Origin of the sequence: Kitasatospora paranensis, from assembly GCF_039544005.1 — a bacterium.
GTDB lineage: Bacteria > Actinomycetota > Actinomycetes > Streptomycetales > Streptomycetaceae > Kitasatospora > Kitasatospora paranensis.
In genome coordinates this window covers 2475056-2501966 of record NZ_BAABKV010000001.1, presented here as the reverse complement: position 1 = coordinate 2501966, position 26911 = coordinate 2475056, and the positions used below count along the sequence as shown (strand labels likewise).

The 26911-nt window shown below is 73.6% G+C and carries 14 protein-coding genes, 1 tRNA gene and 9 pseudogenes; 6 read left to right on the top strand and 18 right to left on the bottom strand.

The annotated features are described in order from the left end of the window. Nucleotides 1-35 precede the first annotated feature (35 nt). The gene (locus tag ABEB13_RS12320) at nucleotides 36-548 is read right to left on the bottom strand and encodes a GNAT family N-acetyltransferase (protein ID WP_345705541.1); all 513 of its coding nucleotides are present in this window, start codon (nucleotides 546-548) and stop codon (nucleotides 36-38) included. Beyond that, the gene (locus ABEB13_RS12315; RefSeq protein ID WP_345705540.1) at nucleotides 527-1504 is read right to left on the bottom strand and encodes a hypothetical protein; all 978 of its coding nucleotides are present in this window, start codon (nucleotides 1502-1504) and stop codon (nucleotides 527-529) included. Before ABEB13_RS12315 ends, ABEB13_RS12320 begins: the two co-directional genes overlap by 22 nt. Before the next feature lie 149 nt (nucleotides 1505-1653). On the opposite strand from ABEB13_RS12315, the gene ABEB13_RS12310 reads away from it, so the two are divergent. After that, entirely contained in the window at nucleotides 1654-1890 is a 237-nt protein-coding gene (locus tag ABEB13_RS12310; RefSeq protein WP_345705539.1) for a DUF6296 family protein, read from the top strand. Between the two features lie 46 nt (nucleotides 1891-1936). Here the strand turns inward: ABEB13_RS12310 and ABEB13_RS12305 are convergent, their stop codons facing one another. The 5 genes and pseudogenes from ABEB13_RS12305 to ABEB13_RS12285 all read right to left on the bottom strand — a co-directional run bounded on the left by ABEB13_RS12305 (nucleotide 1937) and on the right by ABEB13_RS12285 (nucleotide 7568). Next, nucleotides 1937-2587 carry a response regulator gene (locus ABEB13_RS12305; protein ID WP_198524140.1) on the bottom strand — a complete coding sequence of 217 codons (651 nt, stop codon included), beginning with the start codon at nucleotides 2585-2587 and terminating at the stop codon, nucleotides 1937-1939. Next, nucleotides 2580-3677, bottom strand: a complete 1098-nt coding sequence (locus tag ABEB13_RS12300; protein ID WP_345705538.1) for a sensor histidine kinase — start codon at nucleotides 3675-3677, stop codon at nucleotides 2580-2582. The genes ABEB13_RS12305 and ABEB13_RS12300 overlap by 8 nt, the downstream gene beginning before the upstream one ends. Nucleotides 3678-3887: 210 nt before the next feature. Further along, nucleotides 3888-4673: an ABC transporter permease gene (locus ABEB13_RS12295; protein WP_345705537.1), complete on the bottom strand. Its 786-nt coding sequence runs from the start codon at nucleotides 4671-4673 to the stop codon at nucleotides 3888-3890. Beyond that, a pseudogene (locus tag ABEB13_RS12290) lies at nucleotides 4670-5565 on the bottom strand (ABC transporter ATP-binding protein). The gene ABEB13_RS12295 and the pseudogene ABEB13_RS12290 overlap by 4 nt, the downstream one beginning before the upstream one ends. A 181-nt stretch (nucleotides 5566-5746) precedes the next feature. Beyond that, nucleotides 5747-7568 (bottom strand): annotated as a pseudogene (locus tag ABEB13_RS12285) (bifunctional metallophosphatase/5'-nucleotidase). Between the two features lie 416 nt (nucleotides 7569-7984). Between ABEB13_RS12285 and pyk the strand changes: the two are divergent. Further along, nucleotides 7985-9429 (top strand): annotated as a pseudogene (gene pyk / locus ABEB13_RS12280) (pyruvate kinase). A gap of 240 nt (nucleotides 9430-9669) precedes the next feature. Next, nucleotides 9670-10635 carry a hypothetical protein gene (locus ABEB13_RS12275; RefSeq protein ID WP_345705536.1) on the top strand — a complete coding sequence of 322 codons (966 nt, stop codon included), beginning with the start codon at nucleotides 9670-9672 and terminating at the stop codon, nucleotides 10633-10635. 58 nt (nucleotides 10636-10693) lie between these two features. Here the strand turns inward: ABEB13_RS12275 and ABEB13_RS12270 are convergent, their stop codons facing one another. Both ABEB13_RS12270 and ABEB13_RS12265 read right to left on the bottom strand, forming a co-directional pair. Next, nucleotides 10694-11479 (bottom strand): helix-turn-helix domain-containing protein, encoded by a 786-nt coding sequence (locus tag ABEB13_RS12270; RefSeq protein WP_345705535.1) that lies wholly within the window; start codon nucleotides 11477-11479, stop codon nucleotides 10694-10696. A gap of 128 nt (nucleotides 11480-11607) precedes the next feature. Beyond that, a tRNA-Leu gene (locus tag ABEB13_RS12265) sits at nucleotides 11608-11690 on the bottom strand. 92 nt (nucleotides 11691-11782) lie between these two features. Between ABEB13_RS12265 and ABEB13_RS12260 the strand changes: the two genes are divergently transcribed. Beyond that, complete coding sequence (locus tag ABEB13_RS12260) at nucleotides 11783-12433, top strand: ANTAR domain-containing response regulator (protein ID WP_345705534.1); 651 nt, start codon at nucleotides 11783-11785, stop codon at nucleotides 12431-12433. A 98-nt stretch (nucleotides 12434-12531) separates the two neighbouring features. On the opposite strand, the pseudogene ABEB13_RS12255 reads toward ABEB13_RS12260, so the two are convergent. The 7 genes and pseudogenes from ABEB13_RS12255 to ABEB13_RS12225 form a co-directional block, all read right to left on the bottom strand. Further along, a pseudogene (locus tag ABEB13_RS12255) lies at nucleotides 12532-13247 on the bottom strand (ABC transporter ATP-binding protein). 16 nt (nucleotides 13248-13263) lie between these two features. Continuing rightward, a pseudogene (locus ABEB13_RS12250) lies at nucleotides 13264-14094 on the bottom strand (ABC transporter ATP-binding protein); the annotation flags it as partial. Between the two features lie 8 nt (nucleotides 14095-14102). Then, nucleotides 14103-15922 (bottom strand): annotated as a pseudogene (locus ABEB13_RS12245) (branched-chain amino acid ABC transporter permease). Nucleotides 15923-15938: 16 nt separating this feature from the next. Then, nucleotides 15939-16867, bottom strand: a pseudogene (locus tag ABEB13_RS12240) (branched-chain amino acid ABC transporter permease). Between the two features lie 127 nt (nucleotides 16868-16994). After that, complete coding sequence (locus ABEB13_RS12235) at nucleotides 16995-18218, bottom strand: branched-chain amino acid ABC transporter substrate-binding protein (protein ID WP_345705533.1); 1224 nt, start codon at nucleotides 18216-18218, stop codon at nucleotides 16995-16997. A 285-nt stretch (nucleotides 18219-18503) separates the two neighbouring features. Then, nucleotides 18504-19163, bottom strand: a complete 660-nt coding sequence (locus ABEB13_RS12230) for a Tat pathway signal sequence domain protein (RefSeq protein WP_345705532.1) — start codon at nucleotides 19161-19163, stop codon at nucleotides 18504-18506. A 106-nt stretch (nucleotides 19164-19269) separates the two neighbouring features. Next, a pseudogene (locus tag ABEB13_RS12225) lies at nucleotides 19270-19694 on the bottom strand (PaaI family thioesterase). A 250-nt stretch (nucleotides 19695-19944) separates the two neighbouring features. On the opposite strand from ABEB13_RS12225, the pseudogene polA reads away from it, so the two are divergent. Next, nucleotides 19945-22622: pseudogene (polA, locus tag ABEB13_RS12220) on the top strand (DNA polymerase I). Between the two features lie 213 nt (nucleotides 22623-22835). Beyond that, nucleotides 22836-23420: a DinB family protein gene (locus ABEB13_RS12215; RefSeq protein WP_345705531.1), complete on the top strand. Its 585-nt coding sequence runs from the start codon at nucleotides 22836-22838 to the stop codon at nucleotides 23418-23420. 54 nt (nucleotides 23421-23474) lie between these two features. Here the strand turns inward: ABEB13_RS12215 and hrpB are convergent, their stop codons facing one another. Together hrpB and ABEB13_RS12205 are read right to left on the bottom strand one after the other, a co-directional pair. Further along, a complete protein-coding gene (gene hrpB, locus ABEB13_RS12210; protein ID WP_345705530.1) occupies nucleotides 23475-25973 on the bottom strand; it encodes an ATP-dependent helicase HrpB in 2499 nt (832 codons plus the stop codon). Between the two features lie 5 nt (nucleotides 25974-25978). After that, on the bottom strand, nucleotides 25979-26893 hold the full coding sequence (locus ABEB13_RS12205; protein WP_380232176.1) for a class I SAM-dependent methyltransferase: 915 nt from the start codon (nucleotides 26891-26893) through the stop codon (nucleotides 25979-25981). Between the last annotated feature and the right edge of the window lie 18 nt (nucleotides 26894-26911).

The following is a 26911-nucleotide window of genomic DNA, read 5'->3' as shown; positions in this document are numbered from 1 at the left end:
CCCGCACCCCTCCGGTCACGCGTTCGGCCGTCCGGTCACTCCTGCGGCCGGCCGAGCCGGAAGGCCTCCAGCTCCGTCCCGTACCAGCGGTCCGTGCGGCCCAGCGGGGCCATCCCCAGCCGGCGGCAGACCGCCATCGACGGCTCGTTGCCGGGCCGGACGACCGCCAGGATCTCCGCCAGACCGTCCGCGAACCCCTTCGCCACCACGGCCCGCGCGGCCTCGGTGGCGAAGCCGTGGCCCCAGGAGTCCGGGTGGAAGTGCCAGCCGACCTCCACCTCGCCGTCGCCGTCCGGCATCGGGACGAGCAGCACCGACCCGGCGACCACCCCGGTGTCCCGCCGCTCCACCGCCCACACGCCGTACCGCGGGTCCGCCGACCGGCCCCGAAACCGCTCGATCATCGCCGCGGCCTCCTGCGGCGACTCCAGCACCCGCGGCGCCGCACCCAGCCAGCGGGCGACCTCCCACCGCGCGTACAGGTCGAACGCCCGGTCGCGGTCCTCCGCCCGCCACGGGCGGATCGTCAGCCGCTCGGTCTCCCACACGTCAGCCTCCAGGTCCGGATCCAGGGCCACGATCCTGCCGCACCCGCCCCGCCCCGCGACAGCCCCCGCTCAGCCCCCTGCACCGGCTGCCCGCTCTGCTGGGCCTGCGGCAGCCCCGAGACGAAGTCCAGCACCGCCCGGGAGCCCAGCGGGCGGGTCAGGCGGAAGTCCTGCGGGCCGGCCGTCACCACCGCGGGGCAGGCCTCGCCCCGCCGCGCCGTGGACCGGGTGTGCGCGATCAGCACCACCGCCGCGTCCGTCTCGTACACCTCGCCCGGCAGCACCTCGCTGCACCCGCCGTGCTCGACCATCGCCGTCAGCGTCCGGCCGTCCGCCGACGTGCCGGACCACTGCGCGGACTCCGACCCCGGCCCCGGGCCGGACGGGCCTCCGTCCGGCAGCCGCTCCGCCGCCACCGCCGGATAGGTGAACGGCGCCGCGTACCCGGCGACGCCGAACTCCCACACCGGGATCACCGCGGCCCCGCGGCTGGTGCGCACCGTGCGGGTGGCCGGCCGCGCACCCGTCACCGTCAGTACGGCGTCGCAGTGCCCGCTGCACACCGCCCCGCCCTGCGTCAGCCCCCGGAACACCCGGTCGGCCGAGAGCAGCGGCAGCGACAGCCGGGAGCCGTCCGCCCACACCACCTCGGCCTTCCCCGACAGCGTCTGCGGCAGAGCGCCGCGCAGCACCAGCCGGCCCGACAGGTAGGCGGCCTTGTCCTCCCCGTTGTGGAAGGCGTCCGCCGGCAGCCACTCGGCCGGCACGTCCAGCGGCCAGTAGCCCGTCCGCCACCGCTGCTCCGAGGCCGACCCCGGCCACGCCGCCGCGAGCCGCACCGCGCGGGCGTGCGGAGTCTCCGCCCGGTCGTACCCGGCCGGCCCCATCGGGCCGCCGCACCCCGCCACGACCGCCACCGCCAGCCCCGCCGCCACCGCCGCCCGAATCCCGCGCACGGACATCCCCCTTGTCGGAAAACCGATTTGGCGGCGATGGGACGCGCCGGGCGGCCCGCCGGTTCCCGGAGCGCGCGCCGGGCCGCCAGGGGCCAGACTGGGACGGTGGGCACGCCCGCCCACGCCCGTCCCGGACCAGGAGGTGCCCGGTGCCCGAGTACGAACTGGTCTTCACCCACCCCGGGGAGTCCGACGAGGACGTCGTCGCCGTCCACGCCACCGGCACCCTCGGCCCCGGCGGCCACCCCGTCTACACCGACGACAGCGGCATCGTGCGCGCCGAGATCAGCGACCGCGACGAAGTCCGGATGCTCGCCACCGGCGGCCAGCAGGACCTCTCCGCCCCCGCCGCCGTCCGCCGCCGCCCGCGCAGCCACCACGGCTGACCACCCCGACGGCCTAACACCCCGACGGCCGAACCGCCCCGACGGCTCAGCCGACCGGACCGAGCAGCCCCCGCCGGTACCCGACCGCCACCGCGGCCGCCCGGTCCTTCACCTCCAGCTTGGCGTACAGGTGCAGCAGGTGCGTCTTCACGGTCGCCTCGCTGATGAACAGCCGCACCGCCGCCTCCCGGTTGGTGCAGCCCTCCGCGACCAGCGCCAGCACCTCCAGCTCCCGCGGACTCACCGGCTCCTCCTGCGGCGTCCGGACCTGGCTCATCAACCGCGTCGCCACCGACGGCGACAGCACCGACCGGCCCTCCGCCGCCGCCCGCACCGCCCGGAAGAGCTCCTCGCGCGCACTGTCCTTCAACAGGAAGCCCGTCGCCCCCGCCCGGATCGCCGGCAGCACGTCACTGTCCGTGTCGTACGTCGTCAACACCAGCACCCGCGCGGCGGACCCGCGCTCCGCCAGCGCCCGGATCGCCGCCACCCCGTCCATCCGCGGCATCCGCAGATCCATCAGCACCACGTCCGGGGCGAGCGCCGCCTCCAGCACCAGCGCCTGCGCACCGTCACCGGCCTCCCCGACCACCGCGAACCCCGGCTCCGCCGCGAACATCCCACGCAGCCCGTCCCGGACCACCGGATGGTCGTCCACGATCAGCAGCCGCACCACGCCCGACCCGTCCTCAGCCATGCCGCTCCTCCCGCGCCAGCGCCGGCAGCGCCGCACTCACGGCCGTCCCGCCACCCGGCTCCGACTCGATCTCCAACCGCCCCGCCAACGCCTGCACCCGCTCACGCATCACCGCCAGCCCGTACCCGCCCCGCCCGTCCGCCGACCCCGCCACCCCGGCCGGATCGAACCCCCGCCCGTCGTCCCGCACGTCCAACGTCACCAGCCCCGCCATGTACGACAGCGTCAGCCGCACCCGCGACGCCGCCGCGTGCTTCGCCACGTTCGCCAACGACTCCTGCGCCGCCCGCAGCAGCGCCACCTCCACCTCCGGATGCAGCGGACACGGCCCGCCCGTCACCGCCAGCTCCGCCGCCACCCCGTGCAACCGGCCCCAGCCCGCCACCAGCTCCTCCAGCGCGGCCGGCAGCTCCGCATCCAGCAACTGCCGCGGCCCGAGCGCCGCCACCGCCCGCCGGGCCTCCACCAGACTCTCCCGGGCCAGCGCCGCCGCGTTCTCCAGATGCCGGCCCCGCGCCGCCGGCTGCGCCGTGTGCTGCGCCGCCTGCAACTGCGTGACGATGCCCGCCAGCCCCTGCGCCACCGTGTCGTGGATCTCCCGCGCCATCCGCTGCCGCTCGTCCGTCGCACCCGCCTCCCGGGCCTGCTGCACCAGCTGCGCGTGCAGCCCCGCGTTCTCCGCCAGCGTCCCCGCCAGCCGGGCATTGGCCTGCGCGAGCTCCCGCGCCGCCTGCCGGTGGTGCCGCGCCTGCGCCTCCACCACCCGGCCGAACGCCACCAGCATCCCCGCCACCAGCAGGTTGAAGAACAGCACCGCCAGATAGCCGAACCAGGCGTCCCGGCCGTCCGGAATCCGCCCGCCCACCTGCGACAGCGCCACCGGGCAGGCCGTCAGCGCCACCCCCACCGCCTGCGCCCGCCGCGGCAGGTACAGCAGCGTGTGCAGATAGCCGCCCAGCCCGAGGAAGCCGTACACCGGATTGCCCAGGTTCAGAACGGCGATCAGCACCAGCAGCCCCGCGAAGTGCGCCACCGCCACCGGGCCCGCCGCCCGCGGCCCGAACGCCACCCGGTTCAGCGCCTCCCGCACCAGCAGCCACCCCAGGGCGGCCCCCGACCAGAACAGCGACACCCGCAGCGGCGCCGCCCCGGCACCCGCACCCCGACCGCCAGCGCCGTCGACACCGCCAGCGCCCCGTACGGCAGCACCCCGATCGCCCGCGACAACCGGCGCTCCCGGCGCTCCAACCGCTCGGCACCGGACCCGCCCGGCCCGGCGCCCCCACCTCTGCCACGACCCCTACTCCCACCGGAACGACTTCGCCGCCACCACGCCCACCACGACCGCGAACAGCACCATTGTCGCCACGTCACCCGACTGCGGCCAGCGCCCCTGCCAGGCATCCTGCACCGCCTGCGTCGCCGCCCCGCTCGGCAGGAAGTCCCCGATCCGGCGCAGCACCCCCGGCATCAGCGCCCGCGGCACCCACAGCCCCGAGAAGAACATCAACGGGAAGAACAGCGCCGTCCCCACCGCATTGCCCACCTTCGCCGTCGGCGCCAGCGCCGCCACCAGCAGCCCGCACGCGAACAACGACGCCGCACCCAGCAGGAACACCACCACCAGGGCCAGCGGCTGCCGCGGCAACGCCACCCCGAACCCCGCCCGGCCGACCACCACCACCAGCACCAGCGACACCACCGCCACCACCAGGTACACCAGCGTCAACGCCCCCAGCACCAGCCCCGCCGGCACCGGACTCGCCGACAACCGCCGCAGCACCCCGCGCTCCCGGTACCCGGTGAACACCGGCGCCACCCCGTTCATCGCCAGCATCGTCAGACCGAACACCACCGTGATCGGCGCATACGCCGCCACCGTGCTCAGGCCGCCCAACTCCGGCACCGGCGTACGGAACCCCGGCACACTCCCCAGGATCGCCACCAGCAGCGACGGGAACACCACCGTGAAGAACCACGCCGCCGGCTCCCGCAGGAACAACCGCGCCTCCGACCCCACCAGCGCCCGCAGCGCCCGCCAGGGGAACCTCCGCGCCGCCACCGGCGCCCCGCCCGCCGCACTCACCGCGCACCCCCGACCAGCGCCAGGTAGGCGTCCTCCAGGCCGGCCTGCTCGATCCGCAACCCGGTCACCACCATCCCCAGCCGGGCCAGATGACCCGTCACCTCGTCCACCACCGCACCCACCCCCGACACCGTGACCGTCCCGCCCTCCCGCGACACCCGCCGCACTCCCGGCAGCGCCGCGAGCACCGCCTCGTCCAGCGGCCCCGACGGCCGGAACGACACCGTCGCCCCCACCCCCGCCACCAGCTCCTGCGGCGACCCGCACGCCACGATCCGGCCGCCGTGCAGCACCGCCGCCCGATCGCACAGCGCCGCCACCTCCTCCATGGCGTGCGACACCAGCACCACCGTCACCCCCGCGTCCCTGACCCGGCGCACCGCGTCCCACGCCGCCCGCCGCGCCTGCGGGTCCAGGCCCGTCGTCAGCTCGTCCAGGAACACCACCCGCGGCCGCCCCACCAGCGCCAACGCCACGAACAGCCGCTGCTGCTGACCCCCGACAGCCGGCCGAACCGCACCCCGGCCTGCCCCGCCAGCCCCCACTCCTCCAGCAGCTCGCCCGGATCGCACGGATCGTCGTAGAACGACGCGTACAGCTCCAACGCCTCCCGCACCCGGATCCGCTCCTGCAACCGGGCCTGCTGCAACTGCACACCCACCACCCGCCGCACCGCCGCCCCGTCCCGCTCCGGATCGAGCCCCAGCACCCGCACCCGACCGCCGTCGCGCCGCCGCAGCCCCTCCACGCACTCCACCGCCGTGGACTTCCCCGCCCCGTTCGGCCCGAGCAGCCCGAACACCTCGCCCCGCTCCACCGCGAACGACACCCCGCGCAGCACCTCCACCGCGCCGTACGACTTGCGCAGACCCGACACCTCGATGACCGCCACCACGACCGCCCTCCCCGGCGGGCCCCGCAACCGGCCCCGTGCCGGTCCCTCACCCGCCACCACGAGCCTCCCGCCCCGTGCCCCCGCCCGGCATCGAACGACCCGCCACCCCCGGACACCGGACGGCGGGCGCGGTATCCACCGATCGGTGGATACCGCGCCCGCCGCCCCCGGGTACCGCCTAGAACAACGGCACACCCGCCCGGACGAGGCGCCACGTCACCGCACCGAAGTCCGCGGGGTCGATGACCCCTTCGCCTTCACCCAGGCGATCATCGTGTTGCGGATCTCGTCCGAGCTCGACCACACCGACGCGGCCGCCGCCACGTGCGGGAAGTTGCCGCCCCCGTTCGCCCGGTAGTTGTTCACCGCCAGCACGAACTGCGCCGCCGGATCCACCGCCGCACCCTGGTACGACAGGTTCACGATCCGCGAGCCCACCGGCTGCGCGATGTCGATGTCGTACGACACCCCGAACACCGAGTCGAAGTTGTAGTCCGGCGTCGCCTGCTGGTTGGTCAGCGTGTCCAGGTTCACCGGATCACCCGGCGCCAGCTGCGCGAAGTACTTCGCTGAGAACTCCAGGTAGTCCTTGATCTGCGCACCCGTCAGAATGCGCGCCTCCAGCGTGTTCTCGTAGATGTACAGCCCCGCCGCGTCCCGCAGCCGCACGTCACCCGCAGGAATCACCGCCGTCCGGTTGAACGGCGCCGCCTGCGCCAGCACCGGCAGGCTCGCGTACTGCGTCGACGCCAGCCCCGCCCGCACCGTGTCCGCCTGCACCCGCCCGATCAGATCGATGATCGGCACGTCCTTGTACGGCGCCTCCGCGATCGACAGCGCGCTCTTGCACGTCCCGATCACCTGGTTGACGTACGCCACCACCTTCTTGTGCTGCGCACCGATCAGCTTCACGATCGCCGGGTCCTCCGGCACTGTGTTGGTGTTCAGCACCCGCGACGACACCGCCGTCACCTTCCACGCGCCGTGCGCGAACTCCACCTCGAAGTCGAACGCCGACAGCCGCTGCGCCCAGCACAGCGGCTCCGACAGCACCACCGTCCGCCCGGTCTCCTTGTTGACGATCAGCCGCTGCGCCACCTCCTTGTGGGTGTGGCCGACCAGCACCGCGTCGATGCCCGGCACCGTCTCGGCCATCTCGCCCGACGCGTCCTCGGGCCAGGGCAGCTGGTCGCCGTAGGTGGTCGCCTCGTCGATGCCCGAGTGCGCCGAGACGATCACCACGTCGGCGCCGGCCGCGCGCATCCGCGGCACGTACTTCTTCGCCATCTCCACGATGCCGGGGAAGACCATCTGCCCCGCCACGTTGGCCTTGTCCCAGATCGCGATCCCCGGGTTGGTCAGCCCCAGGATGCCGACCCGCAGCGGGCGGCCGTGCCCGAGGCGCAACTCCTTGATGACGTACGGGGGAAGGCCGGCTTCTCGGTCTTCGCGTGCAGCGCGTTGGCGCCCAGCAGCGGGAAGTCCAGCTGCTCCTCGAAGGCGCGCACGGTCGGGATGCCGTAGTTGAACTCGTGGTTGCCGAGGGCCGCGGCGTCGTAGCCGATCGCGTTCATGGCCTCGGCCATCGGGTGGCGCGGCGGGCGCTTGGCCGCCGTGATCGGCTCCACCCGGGCGTAGTAGTAGGTGAGCTGGGTGCCCTGGATGATGTCGCCGGCGTCGATGAGCAGCGTCCGATGGCGGCCCTTCTCGCTGCGGATCTGCTTCACCAGGGTGGAGATCTTGGCGAGGCCGACGTCGTTGTGCGCCTTGTCGTCGTACTCGGCGTCGGTGAAGTAGTCCCAGTTGAGCACCCGGCCGTGCAGGTCGGTGGTGCCCAGCACGGTGAAGGTCTCCTTCCCGCCGGGCGCGCAGTGGGCGTCGGCGGCGTCCTGGGCCGCGGCGGCCGGGGACGCCGCGGCGACGGAGGCGCCGCCGACGAGGGCGGCGCCGGCCGCGGTGGCGGCCGAACGGGTCACGAAGTCACGGCGGTTCAGGGGCATGGACGACTCCAACGGGGCAGAGGGGACCGTCGGCGGTGGCGCGCGGTCGGGCGGTGCCGTGCCGTCAACGGTGTTGACGCGCGTAGAGAAACGCGCGTAGAAGTCTGCCGCCAAACCGCCGGGTGCGACAGCCCCCGACGTTGCCGACAAGTGAGATCTTGACGACCCGTGGATGACGGCCCGCGGGCGCGGGGCGCGCGCCGTCCGCGCGACGGAGCGTCAACCCGTCGCGCGCCGCTCACCCGGCGGGGGAACCCGTCGCCTGCCCGGCGGCGTCCGCGCAGGTCGCGGAGGGCCGCTCGGCACGGCAACTCGAACTCACACCAAGTGAAGTCACGATGTGTCAGTTTGTTCATCAAAACTTTCTGCAACCGCCGCAGGGGAGCCCTCCGGAACCCCGTTGTTACGCGCCGGTAATGCCTACGCTCTACAGGCATGCGCCGAGCAAAATCGTCTGTACCCTCGGGCCTGCCGCCGACTCGTACGACCAGATCAAGGCCCTGGTCGAGGCCGGCATGGACATCGCCCGACTCAATCTCAGCCACGGCTCCCCACTCGAACACGAGGAGCGCTACCGCCGGGTCCGCAAGGCCTCCGACGAGACCGGCCGCAGCGTCGGCATCCTCGTCGACCTCCAAGGCCCGAAGATTCGCCTCGGCACCTTCGCCGACGGCCCTGTACTTCTTGAACGCGGCGACGAGTTCACCATCACCGTCGACGACGTCGCCGGCACCCGCGACCGCTGCGGCACCACCTACCGCGGCCTCGCCACCGACGTCACCCCCGGTGAACGCATCCTGGTCGACGACGGCCGGGTCTGCCTGGAGGTCACCGCCGTCGACGGCCCCGACGTGCACACCACCGTCGTCGAGGGCGGCCTGGTCTCCGACCACAAGGGCCTCAACCTGCCCGGGGTCGCCGTCTCCGTGCCCGCGCTCAGCGACAAGGACGTCGCCGACCTGCGCTGGGCCCTGCGCCTGGGGGCCGACCTGATCGCCCTCTCCTTCGTCCGGAGCGGACGCGACGCCGAGGACATCCACCGCATCATGGCCGAGGAGGACCGCCGCGTCCCCGTCATCGCCAAGATCGAGAAGCCGCAGGCCGTCGAGGAGCTCGAATCCATCGTCGACGCCTTCGACGGCCTCATGGTCGCCCGCGGCGACCTCGGCGTCGAAATGCCGATGGAGGACGTGCCGATCGTCCAGAAGCGCGCCATCAAGCTCGCCAAGCGCAACGCCAAGCCGGTCATCGTCGCCACCCAGATGCTCGACTCGATGATCCACGCCTCCCGGCCCACCCGTGCCGAGGCCTCCGACGTCGCCAACGCCGTCCTCGACGGCACCGACGCCGTGATGCTCTCCGGCGAGACGTCCGTCGGCAAGTACCCCGTCGAGACCGTCCGCACCATGGGGCGCATCATCGAGGCCGCCGAGGCCGACATCCTCGCCGCCGGCCTGCCCCCGCTCACCGACCGCAACAAGCCCCGCACCCAGGGCGGAGCCGTCGCCCGCGCCGCCGCCGAGATCGGCGACTTCCTGCACGCCAAGTACCTCATCGCGTTCACCCAGAGCGGCGACACCGCCCGCCGCCTCACCCGCTACCGCTCACCCATCCCGGTGCTCGCCTTCACCTACGAGCCCGCCGTCCGCAGCCAACTCGCCCTCACCTGGGGCGTGGAGACCTTCCTCGGACCGTACGTCCCGACCACCGACGACATGGTCGCCCAGGTCGACGCCCAACTGATCGGCCTCGGCCGCTGCCAGAAGGGCGACATCGTCGTCATCACCGCCGGATCGCCCCCGGCCTGGCCGGCTCCACCAACCTCGTCCGCGTCCACCACGTCGGCGAACTCGACAACTGACCCGGCCCGTTCACCCGCGGCCCCCGCCCCGGCGGGGGCCGCACCCGTGCCGGGTCATGCCGTGCCGGGGCGGGGCCGGGGCAGCTCCCGCCCCGCACCGTCACACCACGGCTGCGAACACCCCGACGGCGCACCGGAACCGTCCCCATCCGGTGACAGCCGGCCTCCCGCCCGCCCACCGCGGGTACGTTCCCGTCGACCGGCCCGGCAGCAGGGCCGCCCGAAGGGGGAGCACCGATCATGAGCAGCAGCACCAGACCCCGCACCGCGAGACGCGCCGCCCTCGCCGCCGCCGCCCTCCTCACCGCCGGCCTCGCCACCGCCTGCACACCCGACGGCACCCCGAGCCCCGCCGCGCCGCCCGCGAAGACCGCCACCGCGGCCGCCGGCCACACCGCCGCCGGAACCGCAGCGGCCGGCTCCACCACCATCGGCCGCACCCTCTACTGGGGCGGCCTGCGCTTCGACGTCAAGACCGCCGCCGCCACCCCCGCCACCGACACCACCGGCGGCAGGCTCGTCCTCACCACCACCGTCACCAACACCTTCCGCACCACCCCCGTCAACGACTGGCCCACCATCGGCATCGACGTCAACGGCACGCCCCTCACCGGCGACCACGGCACCGCCGTCCCGCCCACCCCCGGCGCGAGCAACACCCTCCCGATCACCTTCACCACCCCCGCCGGCTTCACCCTCGACGGCGCCTCCCTCGTCCTCGGCGACCCCGGCCAGGCCCAGGCCGTCCTCCCGCTCGGCACCGGCGGCCGCGCCGCCGTCGACCTGAAGCCCCTCGACCTCGCCCTGCCGGCCAACCACACCGTCACCGGCGGCCGCCTCGCCCTCGCCCTCAAGAGCGCCCAACTGCGCGCCGACACCGGCAACACCGCGCTCAAGCTCGGCGAGCGCGCCCTCTACCTCACCTACGACATGACCGGCACCGTCGGCCCCGCCGGCATGGCCGTCAGCGGCGACAGCCTCCGCCTGCGCCTGCCCGGCGGCCAGGAGATCGGCCCCAGCAGCGCCCCCATCGAGGCCATCTACCCGGACCGGCCCACCCGCCAGAACCAGGCCGCCTGGTTCGTTTTCAGCGGCGCCACCGACGGCGACTACACCCTCACGGTCACCGACCCCGACCACAACGGCACCCCCGCCACCGCCGTCTTCCACGTCACCGGCGTCACCACTGCCGGCCCCGTCGGCTGACCGCCCGAACCACCCCTCGACCGACGGCGCAGCCCACCACTGGGGGAGGGCTGCGCCGTCACCACTTGGGCCCGACGTGCGCGTCCAGCAGCGCGACACAGGCCCGCCGGGCGACGGAGATGCCGACCTGGCCGCGCGGACCGGGGGCCGAGGCACGCCACCGCACACCGACCGCGTCCAGCGTCCCGGTGAACAGGGCACGGATGTCCGCGGAGGTGTTGGAGAAGAAGTACCGTGGGTACTCGTGGCAGCGGACAGCCCCGCCGACCGACCGGGTGGCCCGGTTGACGACCCGACAGCCGTCCGAGTGCAGCAGGCCGCGGATCAGCTCCCACGGATGGGCGCCCACGATCTCCTGCTGCCAGGGCTCCAGCGCGATCCGCCGCTCGTGCTTCCTGCCAGGCCCGTGCTGCGGGAACAGACAGGGCAGGTGGGTCGAGTAGACCTTGACGTCGTGGCAGCCCTTGCGCCGGACCCGGCAGGGCGCGTTGTTCGGCAGGACGGCGCGGACGGCCTGCTCCGCGGCATCCATGATGCCGGGCCACCGGTCGTCGCAGCTGATCGTCAGACTGGGGGATCGGTGCTGCGCCGGGTGGGAGATGTGGCCGTCCCCGAGGTAGAGCCCGAGCAGGTAGCCGTAGGCCGCGGTGTCCAGCGCGTCACCGTGGCAGTGCGGACACGTCGACCGCCTGCGGCCGGGCAGCTCACCGCGCTGCGCCCGGTCGCGGTGCTTCCACCAGGAGACCGTGCCGACCGGCACACCCAGCCGCCGGGCCACAGCGGCGTTGGGGACGCCGTCCCGCAGGAGGCGGACGGCCTGCTCGCGCAGCGTGGGTGCGGTCATACGGCCACCATCGCCCGGGCGGGCGGCGGGCGGGTGCGGACGCGGACGGAATCACTCGTCGTGGGGAATCACCCGGCGTGCGGAACGCGCTGCGCCCGCCGTGACGACCGACGGTGGAGGGGGTGCGGTGCCGGGTGCGGGATTCGAACCCGCAAGCCCTTTCGGGCAGATGTGTTTGAGACATCCGTGTATGCCATTCCACCAACCCGGCTCGGTCAGGCGTGAGCAGGATACCGTGTGCGCGTCCCGTGCCGCAGCTAGGTAGGCTCGTGCCTGCAGCACCCCGCCGGAACGAGGAGCCCCGTGAGCACCGCCGACGAGCAGCCAGAGCCGCTTGAGCCCGAGTCGCCCCAGATCACCCGAATCGTCATCGCCGAGGACGAGGCACTGATCCGCCTCGACCTCAAGGAGATGTTGGAGGAGGAGGGATACACCGTCGTCGGCGAGGCCGGGGACGGCGAGACGGCGGTGAGGCTGGTCGAGGAGCTGAAGCCCGACCTGGCGATCCTCGACGTGAAGATGCCCGTGCTCGACGGCCTGTCGGCCGCGGAGCGGATCCACGAGCAGCACCTCGCCCCGGTGCTGATGCTGACCGCGTTCTCGCAGCGCGAGCTGGTCGACCGGGCGCGGGACGCGGGCGCGATGGCGTACATCGTGAAGCCGTTCTCCAAGAGCGACCTGGTGCCGGCGATCGAGATGGCGGTGTCCCGGTACACCGAGATGCGGACGCTGGAGGAGGAGATCGCGGATCTCTCCCAGCGGCTGGAGACCCGCAAGCTGGTGGACCGGGCGAAGAGCGTGCTGCAGACGAAGTTCGGGCTGAACGAGCCGGCGGCGTTCCGCTGGATCCAGAAGACCTCGATGGACCGCCGGATGACCATGGCCGCGGTGGCGCAGGCCGTGATCGAGGAGGGCGAGTCCCAGGACCGCAAGAAGTCCGACACCGAGAGCTGACGTCCGGACGACGTCCCGCCCACGGACGACGTCCCGCCCACGGACGAGGGGCCCGGCCGCGGGATGCGGCCGGGCCCCTCGTCCGTGGGCGCTGCGGGTCAGTCCTCGCCGAGGTAGGCCTTGCGGACGGACTCGTCGTGGAGCAGGTCGGCGCCGGTGCCGGTGAGCACGATGCGGCCGGTCTCCATGACGTAGCCCTGGTCGGAGAGCGAGAGCGCGGCCTGGGCGTTCTGCTCGACGAGCAGGATGGTGGTGCCGGCGGCCTTGAGCTCGACGATGGTCGCCATGATCTTCTGCATCATGAGCGGGGACAGGCCCATGGAGGGCTCGTCGAGCATGAGCAGCTTGGGCCGGGACATGAGGGCGCGGCCCATGGCGAGCATCTGCTGCTCGCCGCCGGACAGGGTGCCGGCGGCCTGCTTGCGGCGTTCGCCGAGGATCGGGAAGAGCGTGTAGGCGCGCTCGACGTCCTCGGTGATGCCGGCGCTGTCCTTGCGGAGGAAGGCGCCGAGGAGGAGGTTCTCCTCGATGCTCATCCGCGGGAAGATGTGCCGGCCCTCGGGGAGTGGGCGAGGCCCAGTGCGACGATCTTGTGCGCGGGGACGCTGGCCAGCGGGGCGCCGTCGAAGGTGATGGTGCCGCCGGCCGGCCTGAGCAGCCCGGAGAGGGTGCGCAGGGTGGTGGTCTTGCCGGCGCCGTTGGTGCCGATCAGGGTGGTGACCTCGCCCTGCTTGACGGTGAAGCTGATGCCCTTGACGGCTTCGATCTTGCCGTAGGCGACGCGGAGGTCCTCGACCTCGAGAAGGGCTGTCACTGGTCTGCCTCCGTGCTTGCTGCCGTCTCGGTGGCGCCTTCGAGGGGGCTCCGAGGTAGGCGGTGATGACGCGCTCGTCGTTCTGGACGGTCTCCTTGTCGCCTTCGACGATCTTCTGGCCCTGGACGAGCACGGCGGTGCGGTCGCAGAGGTTGAAGATGAAGCGCATGTCGTGCTCGATGACGAGGATCGCGATGCCCTTGTCGCGGATGGCGAAGACGAGCTCCTCGGCGGCGCGGGTCTCCTGGGGGTTCATGCCCGCGGTGGGCTCGTCCAGGAGCAGCAGGCCGGGCTCGCTGGCCATGGCCCGGGCGATCTCCAGCTTGCGCTGCTCGCCGTAGGGGAGGTTGCGGGCGAGGTGCTCGGCCTTGTGGTCGAGGCCGATGAACTCGAGGAGTTCCATGGCCTTGTCGCGGCTCTCGGCCTCGGCCTTCTTGTAGCCGGGGCCGCGCAGGATGGCGGAGAAGAGGCCTTCCTTGGTGCGGGTGTGCCGGCCGACGAGGACGTTCTCCAGGACGGTCATGTTGGCGAAGAGCCGGATGTTCTGGAAGGTGCGGGCGATGCCGGCCGAGGTCACCAGGTGGGGCTTGGGCGGCAGGACGGTGCCCTGGTACCGGACGGTGCCCTCGGTGGGGACGTACAGGCCGGTGAGGCAGTTGAAGAAGGTCGTCTTGCCGGCGCCGTTGGGGCCGATGAGGCCGACGATCTCGCCCTTGTTGACGGTGAGGTCGACGTTGTTGACGGCGGTGAGGCCGCCGAAGCGCATGACGACACCGCTGGCGTGCAGCAGGGGGGCGTCGTTCTCGGTTCCGGCGGGCCGCGGGGCCGGGACGGTCTGGGTGCTCATGGTGTCTCTCACGCCCCTGCGGTGGTGAGGCCGGCGGGGGAGCCGGGTTCGGTGCTGGCAGGTGTGGCGTCGGCCTCGGCCGGGGCGTCGTCGTCCTTCTCGTGGAACTCGAGCTGGGCGCGGCGGTTGGCGACGAGTCCTTCGGGGCGCAGCCGCATGAGGAGGACGAGGGCGATGCCGAAGAAGAGGAGCTGGTACTCCTTCAGGAAGACGAGCTTCTCGGGGATGAGGTAGAGCAGGGTGGCGCCGAGGAGCGGTCCGCTGATGGTGCCCATGCCGCCGAGGACGACGGCGGCGACCAGGAAGGCGCTGTTGGGCGGGACGGGTCCGGCGAACTGGTACGGGTCGGGCACGACGCTGTAGCTGACGTGCGCCATGACGGTGCCGGCGAGGCCGGCGAGGAGGCGCCGAGGGCGAAGGCGAGCAGCTTGAGCTTGAAGCCGTTGATGCCCATGGCCTGGGCGGCGGTCTCGTCCTCGCGGATGGCGACCCAGGCGCGGCCGATCCGGGAGTCGTTGGCGCGGCTGAAGATGACCACGACGAACGCGGTGACCAGCAGCATCAGCAGGAAGTAGTTGGCGAACCGGCCCAGGGTGAAGCTGCCGAAGGTGTGCGAGTCGCCGAAGTTGAAGCCGCCGACGGCGAGGTCCGGGATGTTGCGGATGCCGTTGGGGCCGTTGGTGACCTTGGGGCCGGAGATGCCGTCGAGGCTGTTGACGGCGATGCGGAAGATCTCTCCGAAGCCGAGGGTGACGATGGCGAGGTAGTCGCCGCGCAGCCGCAGGGTGGGGGCGCCGATGATGACGCCGAAGACCAGGGCGGCGGCCATGCCGACCAGGGCGGCGGCCCAGAACGGGAGGTGGAGGCCGACCGGCGAGCTGGTGGAGCCGGAGACCAGGGCGGCGGCGTAGGCGCCGACGCCGAGGAAGGCGACGTAGCCGAGGTCGAGGAGGCCGGCGAGGCCGACGACGACGTTGAGGCCGAGCGCGACGGTGGCGAAGATCAGGATGTTGACGCCGACGGAGGCGAAGTGGTCGTCGCTCTGGGTGAAGGGGAAGGCGGCGGCCGCGGCGAAGGCGGCGGCGGTGGTGATGCCGCGGTGGCGGCCGGTGATCGCGGTGAGCCGGGAGACGAGGCCGGCCCGGATCAGGGCCCAGGCGCCGAGGCAGGTGAGGATCAGGAAGCCGATGAACAGCTCGCCGTACTCGGTGACGATGCCGTAGGTGAAGACGGTGAGGCCGAGGGCGGTGGCCGCGATGATGACCAGGGTCTCGGCCCAGCGGTTCAGCGGCTTGGCGGGTGCGAGGTCGGGGCGGGGCCCGACGAGGCGTATCAGGGTGGTGAGCAGCCAGCGGAGCTGCCCGGCGACGCCGGCGACGCGGGGGAAGCCGATGGTGGCGGGCTCCTGGGGCAGGCCGAGGGCGCCGACCACGGGGATGAGCGAGGCGACGCCGGCGATCCAGCCGCCCGGTTCGAGGTTGGCGAAGCCGCCGAGTTCGGTGCCGATGGCGATCAGCGTGAACCAGGTGGTGGCCGCGCCGGCGACGGCGAGGACGAGGGCGGGGGCCTCGGCGCCGGCGGGGGTGAGCCAGCGGGTGCCCTTGACGCCGTAGAGCGGGAGGGCGAACACGATGCCGAGGATGCCGGCGGCGAGGGTGAGGATCTGCAGGCCGCCGGGGTAGCCGTCGACGGTGAGGTCGCCGGGGAAGTCGGAGGTCCACGTCCAGTGGATGAAGGTGGAGGCGGCGGTGGCGACGCTGCCGGCGAGGACGAGGGCCTTGGCCGCTGCGAGGGGGAGCGGCACGGCGGGGCGCTTGGTGGTGGTCATGGTGTGCTCTCCTTCCTCAGGCCCGGTCCGCGACGCGTTCGCCGAGTAGGCCTTGTGGCCGTACGAGGAGGACGACGATGAGGAGGACGAAGGCCCACACGTTGGCCCAGGAGCCGCCGCCGAGCTGGTGCATGCCGGGGACGTCCTGGATGTAGGCGGTGGCGAGGGCTTCGGCGATGCCGAGGACGAGGCCGCCGAGCATGGCGCCGTAGATGTTGCCGATGCCGCCGAGGACGGCGGCGGTGAAGGCCTTGAGGCCGGCGAGGAAGCCCATGCTGGGGGCGACCTGGCCGTAGCGCAGGCCCCAGGCGATGGCGGCGACGGCGGCGAAGGCGGCGCCCAGGGCGAACGCGATCACGATGATGCGGTCGGTGTTGACGCCCATCAGCTTGGCGGTGTCCGGGTCCTGCGCGGTGGCCTGCATGCCGCGGCCGGTGCGGGTCTTGCCGACGAAGGCGGCGAGGGCGCCCATGCACAGCGGGGCGGCAATGAAGAGGAAGAGGTCGGCGGGCTGGAGGGTGACGCTGCCGACGTGGAAGGGGCCGCCGGGCAGCTGGGGAAGCTGCGGCCGGACTTGGCGCCGGGGTAGAACTGCTCGACGACCTGCTGGAGCGCGAGGGAGAGGCCGATCGCGGTGATCAGCGGGGCGAGCTTGGGTGCGCCGCGCAGCGGGCGGTAGGCGAAGCGCTCGGCGCCGACGGCGACGATGACCGAGACGAGCACGCCGCCGAGGAGCATGAGGGGCAGCGCGAGCCAGATGCCGGTCCCGGACGGGAGCACGGTGTAGGTGGTGAGGGCTCCGAACCCACCTGTCATGAAGATCTCGCCGTGGGCGAAGTTGATGAGCTGGACAATGCCGTAGACCATTGTGTAGCCGATCGCGATCAGCCCGTAGAGGGAGCCGAGGATCAGGCCGTTGGCCAGCTGCTGCGGCAGTTCGTGCACCGCTGGGCCTCCGAGGTGGGTTGGAGCGTGGGTTCGCTGGGGGTGGGAGACGGACCGTGGAGCACGGCGGGGACGCTGGTTCGCAGCGCCCCCGCCGGGTGGATCGTGGTGTGGTGCTCCGGGTTCGTCAGCCGGCGAAGGTGCCGGACTTGGCGACCGTCCAGGCGTTGTCCTTGACCTGGTAGACCGTCAGCTGCTTGTTGACGGCGTCGCCGTACTCGTCGAAGGCGACCTTGCCGGTGACGCCGTCGAAGGCGACCTTGCCGACCGCGGTGACGACCTTGCCGCGGGCGTCGCTGGGGACCTTGCCGTTGTTGGCGGCGACGACGGCCTTCACGGCCTGGACGATCGCCCACGCGGCGTCGTAGGAGTAGCCGCCGTAGGCCGCGTACGGGTCGGCGTAGCCGGCCGCCTTGTAGTCGGCGACGAACTTCTGGGCGGACGGCAGGGACTCGACCGGGGCGCCGACGGAGGTGGCGAGGTCGCCGTTGGCGTTCTTGTTGGCCTTGTTGATGTACTCGGGGTCGTACATGCCGTCGCCGCCGAAGACGGGGGCGGTGACGCCGGCCTTCTTGAGCTGGTCGGACAGCGGGCCGGACTGCGGGTACTCGCCGCCGTAGTAGATGACGTCGGCGCCGGCGGCCTTGGCCTTGGTGACGACGGCGGAGAAGTCGAGGTTGTTCTCGTCGATGTGGTCCTGGCCCTTGACGGTGCCGCCGAGCTTGGTGAACTCCTTCTGGAAGGCGGCGACCAGGCCCACGCCGTAGGTCTTCTTGTCGTCGATCAGGTAGACGGTCTTCTTGCCGAGGTCCGTGTACGCGTACTGGGCGGCGAACGGGCCCTGGATGGCGTCGGTGGTGGCGGTGCGGAAGTAGGTCTTGAACTGCCGCTTCTTCTCGGTGTCGAACTTCTCGCCCTGGGTCAGCGCCGGGTTGGTGTTGGCCGGGGAGATCTCGGTGAGGTTGGCGGACTCGAAGACCTGCTGCATGGACTGCGCCACGCCGGAGTTCAGCGGGCCGACGACGCCGACGACGCTCTTGTCGGCGACCAGGGCGGTGGCGTTCTGCTGGCCTTCCTGGGGCGACTTCTTGTCGTCCAGCGCCTTCACCTTGAAGGTGACGCCCGGAACTTCCTTGTTGTCGTTGGCGATCTTGGCGGCGAGCTCGACGGAGTGCTGGATGCCGAGGCCCAGCGCGGAGAGCGGGCCGGTCAGCGGGGCGTCGACACCGATGGTGACGGTGTCGCCGCCGGCGGCGGTGTCGCCGGACTTCCCGCCGCGGGAGCCGCAGGCGGAGAGGGTGAGGGCGCCGACGACTGCGATGCTCACGACAAGCACGGAACGGTTACGCACGAAGTTCCCCTTCTGGATCAGGTAGGCAGTGCGCCGGAGTGGCGGTGCCGGGTCGCGCGCTGGGGCTGGCCCGATCGGTGGCGCGGTGACTGGCCGTGACTCTAGAACGGGTTCGGCGGCTCGGGCAGACCTGCGGGCATGCTGTGATTCTCTTGTTATGAGTTACCCGTGAGGGAATCTCGGATATTGGTCATTTGCGCCCCGTCGTGCGCGGGATGCTAAGGGCCGTCTCGCCCATCGAAACGGCGTCGAGTCGAAAAAGGGCCTGCCACAGGCGTTGTCCGACTATCGGACTGGAGTGTTCGGGGCTTCCGTGGCGGACGTGGGCGTCCGCTGAGCGGAATTCGGGCATGCCGCATGAAGGTTTTCGGACAGATCGCGGGCGTACCCGGCGCCCAGGATCTGACTCACGGTCTCGATTGCGCGCGTGTTACGCAGCGTTACATCCAGGAGAGGCATTCCGGCGTCCGGCGGCGCCCCCGCGCAGTCCGTCACCCGGAAGTCGACCGTCAGCACCGCGGTCCCTCCGGCCGCCACCGCCACCGGCAGCCCGCCCGCCACCGAAACGGACAGACCGGGATAGTTCGAACGGACGGCCGTCACCTCGAAAGGGCTGTCGGCCTCCGCGCGCAGCCGCAGCGCGAAGGAGCCGCCCGGCCCGGCCGCGGCGGCCGCCTGCCCCAGGTAGTGGAAGTGCGAGACCTGCGACGGCGCCGGCGGCGGATCGGCCGCGGCCGGCGGCGGGTGGCGCCCCGGGTGCCGGGCCGCCAGCACCGCCACGACCGCGGCGAACAGGCCTGCCAGTACGAATCTCTGGCGGCGCGTCAGGAGCCGTACGGCCGGCGGGGCGGGGCGTGCCACCGCGGTGCCCTCGGCCGCCTCGACGGGGCCGAGGGCACCGCGCCCCGCGGGTGGACCGTCGCCGTCGCGCCCCCTGCCGGACATGCCACCGCCCCTCGTCCCGGCAAGGCCTGCCCTGGGTGGGCAGTGGTCAAACCAGTGCCCCGGCGACGGGTCCGGGCGAGGGGCGGCCGGGGCCGGGTCGGGCCGGTCAGACGTCGCGCAGCATGCAGGTCAGCCGGCAGCTGGTGATCCGCCGGCCGGTGTCGTCGGTGACCGCGATCTCGTAGGTCGCCGCGGTGCGCCCCTTGAAGACGGCCGTCGCCACGCCCGTCACCAGGCCCGAGGTGGCGGACCGGTGGTGAGTGGCGTTCAGGTCGACGCCCACCGCGTAGCGGCCCGGCCCCGCGTGCAGCATCGCGCCGATCGAACCCAGCGTCTCGGCGAGGGCCGCGGACGCGCCTCCGTGCAGCAGCCCGTACGGCTGCTGGTTGCCCTCGACCGGCATGGTGCCCACCACGCGGTCCGGCGAGGCCTCGACGATGTGGATGCCGAGCTTCTCGCCGAGATGGCCCCGGAGAACGTCTCCACGTTCACGCCGAGCTTGGCGAAGTGGTCGAGGACGTCCTGGGGCACGTTGAGAAGGGGGCCGCGTCGGTCACTGCTGCTCCTGCCGCTGAGGGTTCGCGTCGTCGTACTGCCAGTGATCGTACGACCGGCCGCGGCGGCCCGGAATGCGGGCCGCGGCCGACCAGGCGTCGTGGCGGGGGATGTCGGCGCCGGGACCTAGGATCGGTCACTGGCAGTGGAACCGGCAGGAACGGACGTTGACGTGGCTACGCAGAGTGGGGCTCAGGACGCGGCGGGTGGCGGGGCGCGACGCCTGATGCTGCTCGACGGGCATTCGATGGCCTACCGGGCCTTCTACGCACTCCCGGTGGAGAACTTCAACACCACCACCGGCCAGCCGACCAATGCGGTGTACGGCTTCGCGTCGATGCTCGCCAACACCGTCCGCGACGAGGCGCCCACCCACCTCGCGGTCGCCTTCGACCTGTCCCGGCAGACCTTCCGCTCCGCCGAGTTCCCCGACTACAAGGCCAACCGGGCCAAGACCCCCGACGAGTTCCGCAGCCAGATCGGGCTGATCGGCGAGCTGCTCGACGCCATGCACATCCCGCGGATCACCGCCGAGGGCTTCGAGGCCGACGACATCATCGCCACCCTCGCCACGGCGGCCGCCGCCGACGGCTTCGAGGTGCAGATCGTCACCGGCGACCGGGACTCCTCCAGCTGGTCGGCGAGCAGGTCACCGTCCTCTACCCCACCAAGGGCGTCTCCGAGCTCACCCGCTACACCCCGGAGAAGGTCGCCGAGAAGTACGGCGTCACCCCCGCCCAGTACCCGGACCTCGCCGCCCTGCGCGGCGACCCGTCCGACAACCTGCCCGGCATCCCAGGCGTCGGCGAGAAGACCGCGGCGAAGTGGGTCAACCAGTTCGGCTCCTTCGACGAGCTGGTCTCCCGCGCCGACGAGGTCAAGGGCAAGATCGGCGAGAAGCTCCGCGAGCACCTCGACTCCGTCAAGCGCAACCGCGTCCTCACCGAGCTGGTGCGCGACGTCGAACTCCCGCTCGGCGTCGCCGAGCTGGCCCGCACGGCGTTCGACAAGGAGTCGGTCGGCCGGATCCTGGAGGCGCTGGAGTTCCGCAACCCCAACTTCCGCGAGCGGGTCTACGGCATGGACCCGGCGGGCGGCGCCGAGACCGAGGCCGTGCAGACCGAGGCCGGGCCCGAGGTCGACGGCGACATCCTCACCGGGCCCGGCGCCCTCACCGCCTGGCTCGCCGAGCACGGCCGCGGCCGGGTCGCCGTGACCGCCGTCTACGAGTGGGCGCTGGGCACCGGCCGCGTCCAGGAGGTCGCGCTGACCGCCGGGGAGGCCGCCGCCTGGTTCGACCCGGCCGGGCTCGACCAGGCCGACGACCAGGCGTTCACCGCCTGGCTGGCCGACCCGGCGCACCCCAAGGCCCTGCACATCGCCAAGCACGTGATGCGGGCCTTCGCCGAGCAGGGCTGGCGGATCGAGGGCGTCACCGCCGACACGGCGCTCGCCGCCTACCTGGAGAAGCCCGGCCGGCGCACCTTCACCCTCGACGTCCTCGCCGAGGAGTACCTGGCCCGCTCGCTCGCCCCCGCCGCCACGGCCGAGACCGGCCAGCTCTCCTTCGACGCCCCCGAGGAGGACACCCTCGCCGGGGCCCGCGCCCTGATGGTGCAGGCCCGCGCCGTCCTCGACCTCGCCGAGCTGTTCGACGCCCGCCTCGCCGAGGTCGGCGCCGCCGGCCTGTTCCACGACATGGAGCTGCCGATCGCCGAGCTGCTCGCCCGGATGGAGCGCTACGGCATCGCCGCCGACCGCGAGTGGCTCACCGGCCTGGAGGCGCAGTTCGCGGTCGAGATCCAGCGCTGCGTCGAGGAGGCGCACGCCGCGGCCGGCCACCCCTTCAACCTGGGCTCGCCAAAGCAGCTCCAGGAGATCCTCTTCGGCGAGCTCGGCCTGCCCAAGACGAAGAAGATCAAGACCGGGTACACCACGGACGCCGACGCCCTCACCTGGCTCGCCGGCCAGACCACCAACGAGCTGCCGGTCATCCTGCTCCGCCACCGCGACCAGGCCAAGCTCCGCACCACCGTCGAGGGCCTGCTCAAGACCGTCTCGCCGCAGGGCCGCATCCACACCACCTTCAACCAGATGGTCGCCGCGACCGGCCGACTCTCCTCGCAGGACCCGAACCTGCAGAACATCCCCGTCCGCACCGAGGAGGGCCGCGCCATCCGGCGCGCCTTCGTCGTCGGCCAGGGGTACGAGTCGCTGCTCACCGCCGACTACTCGCAGATCGAACTGCGGATCATGGCGCACCTGTCCGAGGACGAGGCCCTGCTGGAGGCCTTCGCCTCCGGCGAGGACCTGCACACCACCGTCGCCTCCCAGGTCTTCGAGGTCGACCGCGGCGCCGTCGACGCGGAGATGCGCCGCAAGATCAAGGCGATGTCCTACGGACTCGCCTACGGCCTGTCCGCCTACGGGCTCTCCCAGCAGCTCGGCATCCGCCCGGCCGAGGCGCAGGGCCTGATGGACACCTACTTCGAGCGGTTCGGCGGCGTCCGGGACTACCTGCACAACGTCGTCGAGGAGGCCCGCGCGGTCGGGTACACCGAGACGCTGCTCGGCCGCCGCCGCTACCTGCCCGACCTCACCAGCGACAACCGGCAGCGCCGCGAGATGGCCGAGCGGATGGCGCTCAACGCCCCCATCCAGGGGTCGGCCGCCGACATCGTCAAGATCGCCATGCTGCACGTCGACCGGGCCCTGACCGAGGCCGGCCTGGGCTCCCGGATGCTCCTCCAGGTGCACGACGAAATCGTGCTGGAGGTCGCCCCCGGCGAGCGCGAGCAGGTCGAGGCGCTCGTCCGCGCGCAGATGGCCGGCGCCTACCCGCTGCGCGCCCCGCTCGACGTCTCCGTCGGCGACGGGGCGAACTGGGAGGCCGCGGCGCACTGACCCGCGCCGGCCGGATTCCCGACGGCGGGCCCGCCCCTCGGGGCGGGCCCGCCGCTGCCGTGTCGCGGCCCATTCGAGTGAAGGATCTTGCAGCAACTTTCCGAATTTGTTTTCGATCTCCCTTGACCCCGGTCGCCGCCGGGCGGGAGGGTCGACCCGCGGGCGTGCGCGCCGCCCTGCGGCCACCCACCCCGCCCCCGAAAGGCGCCCCGCATGCCCGGACACGCCCCGCCCGTCACCGACGAGCGCCACGCACTGCTCGCCTACCTCGCCCACCAGCGGCAGGGCCTGCGGGTCACCGCCCACGGCCTCACCGACGCACAGGCCCGGTCGGCGCCCTCCACCAGCGAGCTGACCATCGCCGGCCTGCTCAAGCACGCCGCGCGCTGCGAGCGCGGCTGGATGGACCTCGTGCTGCAGCGGACCCGCGGTCCCGAGCGGACGGCCGACGAGGACGACGCCTCCGACTTCGTCCTGGGCCCCGGCGAGACCCTCGCCGGGGTGCTGGAGGACTACGCGCGGGCCGCGGCCGAGACCGACGCCGTCGTGCACGGCATCGCCGACCTCGGGCAGCCGGTGCCCGTCCCCCGGGGCCTGCCGTGGTTCCCCGCCGACGTCGAGGAGTGGTCGGTGCGCTGGGTCCTGCTGCACCTGATCGAGGAGACCGCCCGGCACGGCGGCCACGCCGACGTCATCCGCGAGACCATCGACGGCGCCACGCTCTACCCGCTCCTGGCCGCGGCGGAGCAGTGGCCCGACCCGTGGTTCGAGCCCTGGCGGCCCCCGGCGGCCCTCTGACCGGCGGCCGACCGACGGGCGGCGGGCCGACGGACAGTGGACCGCCGGGGCCGGTCACCGCCGGGGGTTCGTCCGGCGGGTCGGCTCGGCGCCGGCCGGGTCCTCCGGCCACGGGTGGCGCGGGTAGCGTCCGCGCAGCTCCGCGCGGACGGCCCGGTACCCCTCGCGCCAGAACGAGGCGAGGTCGCCCGTGACGGCCGCGGGCCGCCCCGCGGGGGAGAGCAGGTGCACGGTCAGCGGCGCCCGGCCGCCGGCCAGCGCCGGCGCGGCCTGCCAGCCGAACAGCTCCTGGAGCTTGGCGGCCAGCACCGGACGCTCCCCGCTGTAGTCCACCCGGATCCGCGATCCGCTCGGCACGGCGATCCGCTCGGGGGCGAGCTCGTCCAGCCGGCCCGCCTCGCCGCCCGCCCACGGCAGCAGCCGCTGCAGCGCGGCGGCCGTGTCGATCCGCGCCAGGTCGGCGCGCCGCCGCGCCCGGGACAGCTCCGGCTCCAGCCAGTCGTCGGCGGCGGCCAGCAGCGCGGCGTCGGAGACGTTCGGCCAGGGCGCGCCGATCGCGCGGTGCAGGAAGGCGAGCCGCTCCCGCAGGCCGGCCGCCGCGGCCGGCCAGGACAGCAGCGTGCCGACCCCCTCCCGGCCCAGACCGTCCAGCAGGGCCGCCCGCACCAGCGCCGGCGCGGGCCGCGCCAGCGGCTGCTCGGTCAGCTCGACCGCGCCGAGCCGGGCGACCCGCCGCGCGACGATCTCGCCGCGGCGCACCGACCAGTACACCTCGTCCTGCTCGGTGACCAGCGCCGCCCCGGCCCGTCGCGCCGTCGCCTCGTCCAGTGCCACGGCCCGCAGTACCCGGGCCGAGTGCGAGCCCGCCGGCCGGTCCGCGACGGCCACCGCCAGCCACTCGGCGCCGCCCAGCCGGGAGCCGGGGCCGAGCTCGGCGGCGGTACCGGAGGCCATCAGGTAGGGGCCGTCGGCGCCCCGCGCGCGGGCGATCCGCTCCGGGTGGGCGAGGGCCACCACCAGCCCGGCCGCCGCCTCGTCGGACAACGCCGTCCGCCCGCCGCCACCGTCGTCGAGCCGCCGCACCTCCTCCCGCCAGCGCCGGGCGTACGGGTCGCTCGACCCGTCCCGGACGGTGCGCCACACGGCGAGCAGGTCGTCGCCGAGGGCGCGCGGCGGCTCCTCGGAGAGCAGCGCGACCAGTTCGGCCGCGCGCCGGGAGCCGGCCGGGGCGGCGCCGTCCAGCAGGGCCCGGGCCAGGCGCGGGTGCAGGCCCGTCCGGACGATCCGCCGGCCCCGGTCGGTGGCCCGGCCGTCCGGGTCGACCGCGCCCAGCGCGCCGAGGGTCTGCCGGGCGGCGGCCATCGCCCCGCCCGGCGGCCGGTCCGGCAGGGCGAGCGTCCCGGCGTCCGGGTCGCCCCAGCAGGCCGCCTGCAGGGCGAAGGAGGTGAGGTCGGCCAGCGCGATCTCCGGGGTCGGGAAGGGCTGCGCCCGGGCGTCCTCGACCTCGGCCCAGCAGCGGTAGACGGTGCCCGGCGCCTCGCGTCCGGCCCGTCCGGCGCGCTGCCGGGCGGCGGCCAGCGAGACCCGTACGGTGACCAGCCCGGCGAGGCCGCGGGCGTGGTCGGTGCGCGGTTCGCGGGCCAGCCCGGAGTCGACGACCACCCGGACGCCGGGCACGGTCAGCGAGGACTCGGCGACCGAGGTGGCGAGCACGACGCGGCGCCGGCCGCCCGCGGCGAGCGCCGCGTCCTGCACGGCCTGGGGCGCCCGGCCGTGCAGCTGGAGCACCTCGGCGTCGACGGCGAGCAGGCCGGCGACCCGGGCGATCTCGCCGACGCCGGGCAGGAAGCAGAGCACGTCGCCGTCGCGTTCGGTCAGGGCCCGGCGGACGGTCGCCGCCACGTGCTCCAGCAGTACCGGGTCGGTGCGGGTGCCCTGCGGCGGGCGGACGGTGCGCGGCGGCGGCGCCCAGACCGTCTCGACGGGGTGCGACACGCCGTGCGCCTCGACGACCGGGGCGCCGCCGAGCAGCTCGGCCCAGGCCGCGGTGTCGGAGGTCGCCGAGGCGCAGACGAGCTGCAGTTCGGGCCGGAGCGCGGCGCGGACGTCGAGCAGGAAGGCGAGCGCGGTGTCGGCGTCCAGGTGCCGTTCGTGGCACTCGTCGAGGATCACCGTGTCGACCCCGGGCAGCTCCGGGTCGCGCTGGAGGCGCTGCAGCAGGACGCCGGTGGTCACCACCTCCACCACGGTGTCCGGGCCGACCCGGCGCTCGCCGCGCACGGTGAGGCCGACCCGGCTGCCGACCTGTTCGCCGAGCAGCCAGGCCATCCGCCGGGCGGCGGCGCGGACGGCGAGCCGGCGCGGCTCGGCGACCAGGACCCGCCGGGGCGGCCCGTCGAGGGGCTCGGCGAGCCCGGCCAGGGCGAGCGGCACCAGGGTGGTCTTGCCGGTGCCGGGCGGCGCCGCGAGCACGGCCGCGCCGCTGGAGGCCAGGGCCCGGTGCAGGGCGGGGACGGCGGTGCGGACGGGCAGTTCGAGCCCGGCGGGGCGCATGCCGCTCAGTCCCGGACGGCGACGAAGACCGCGGTGCCGGGGATGAGCCGCCCGCGCAGCGGGGACCAGCCGCCCCACTCCTGCTCGTGCCCCTCGGGCCACTCCGGTTCGACGAGGTCGAGCAGCCGGAACCCGGCGCCGGCCAGCTCGCGGACCCGGTCGCCGAGGGTGCGGTGGTGCTCGACGTAGCTGGCCCGGCCCTGCTCGTCCTGCTCGACGTACGGGGTGCGGTCGAAGTAGGAGGCGGTGGCGGTGAGGCCCTCGGGGCCGGGCTCGTCGGGGAAGGCCCAGCGGATCGGGTGGGTCACCGAGAAGGCCCAGCGGCCGCCGGGCCGCAGCACCCGGTGCACCTCGCGCATGAGGGCGGCGGTGTCCGCGGAGAACGGCACCGCGCCGTACGCGGAGCAGGCGATGTCGAAGGAGCTGTCGGCGAAGGGCAGCACGGCGGCGTCGGCCTGCACCACGGCGACGGGCGCGGCGTCGCGGGACAGGTCGATCCGGCGGGAGTGCTGCAGCTGCCGGAAGGAGATGTCCAGCGCGACGGGGCGGGCGCCCCGTGCGGTCAGCCAGCGCGAGCACTGGGCGGCGCCGGCGCCGATCTCCAGCACGTCGAGCCCCTTGAGCGTCCCGGGCTCGCCGAGCAGGTGGGCGTCGGCCTCGTCCAGCCCCTCGGGGCACCAGACGAAGCGGTCGTCGCCGAGGAAGGCGCCGTGCTCGTCCTGGTACTCGTCCGCGTTGCGGTCCCACCAGTGGCGGCTGGCTCGGCTGGACTCGCCGACGCCGGCCGGGCGGCGGATCGCATCGTCGTCGTCCTCCTCCGGAAGGCCCTCCGGAAGGCCCTCGGGAAGGTCCTCGTGGTCGTCGTCCGGGAGGTCCTCCGGGCGGGATCCGTCGGCCGAATGGTCGGGGGTGGTGGTCACGTTGGTCGGGCCCGTCGC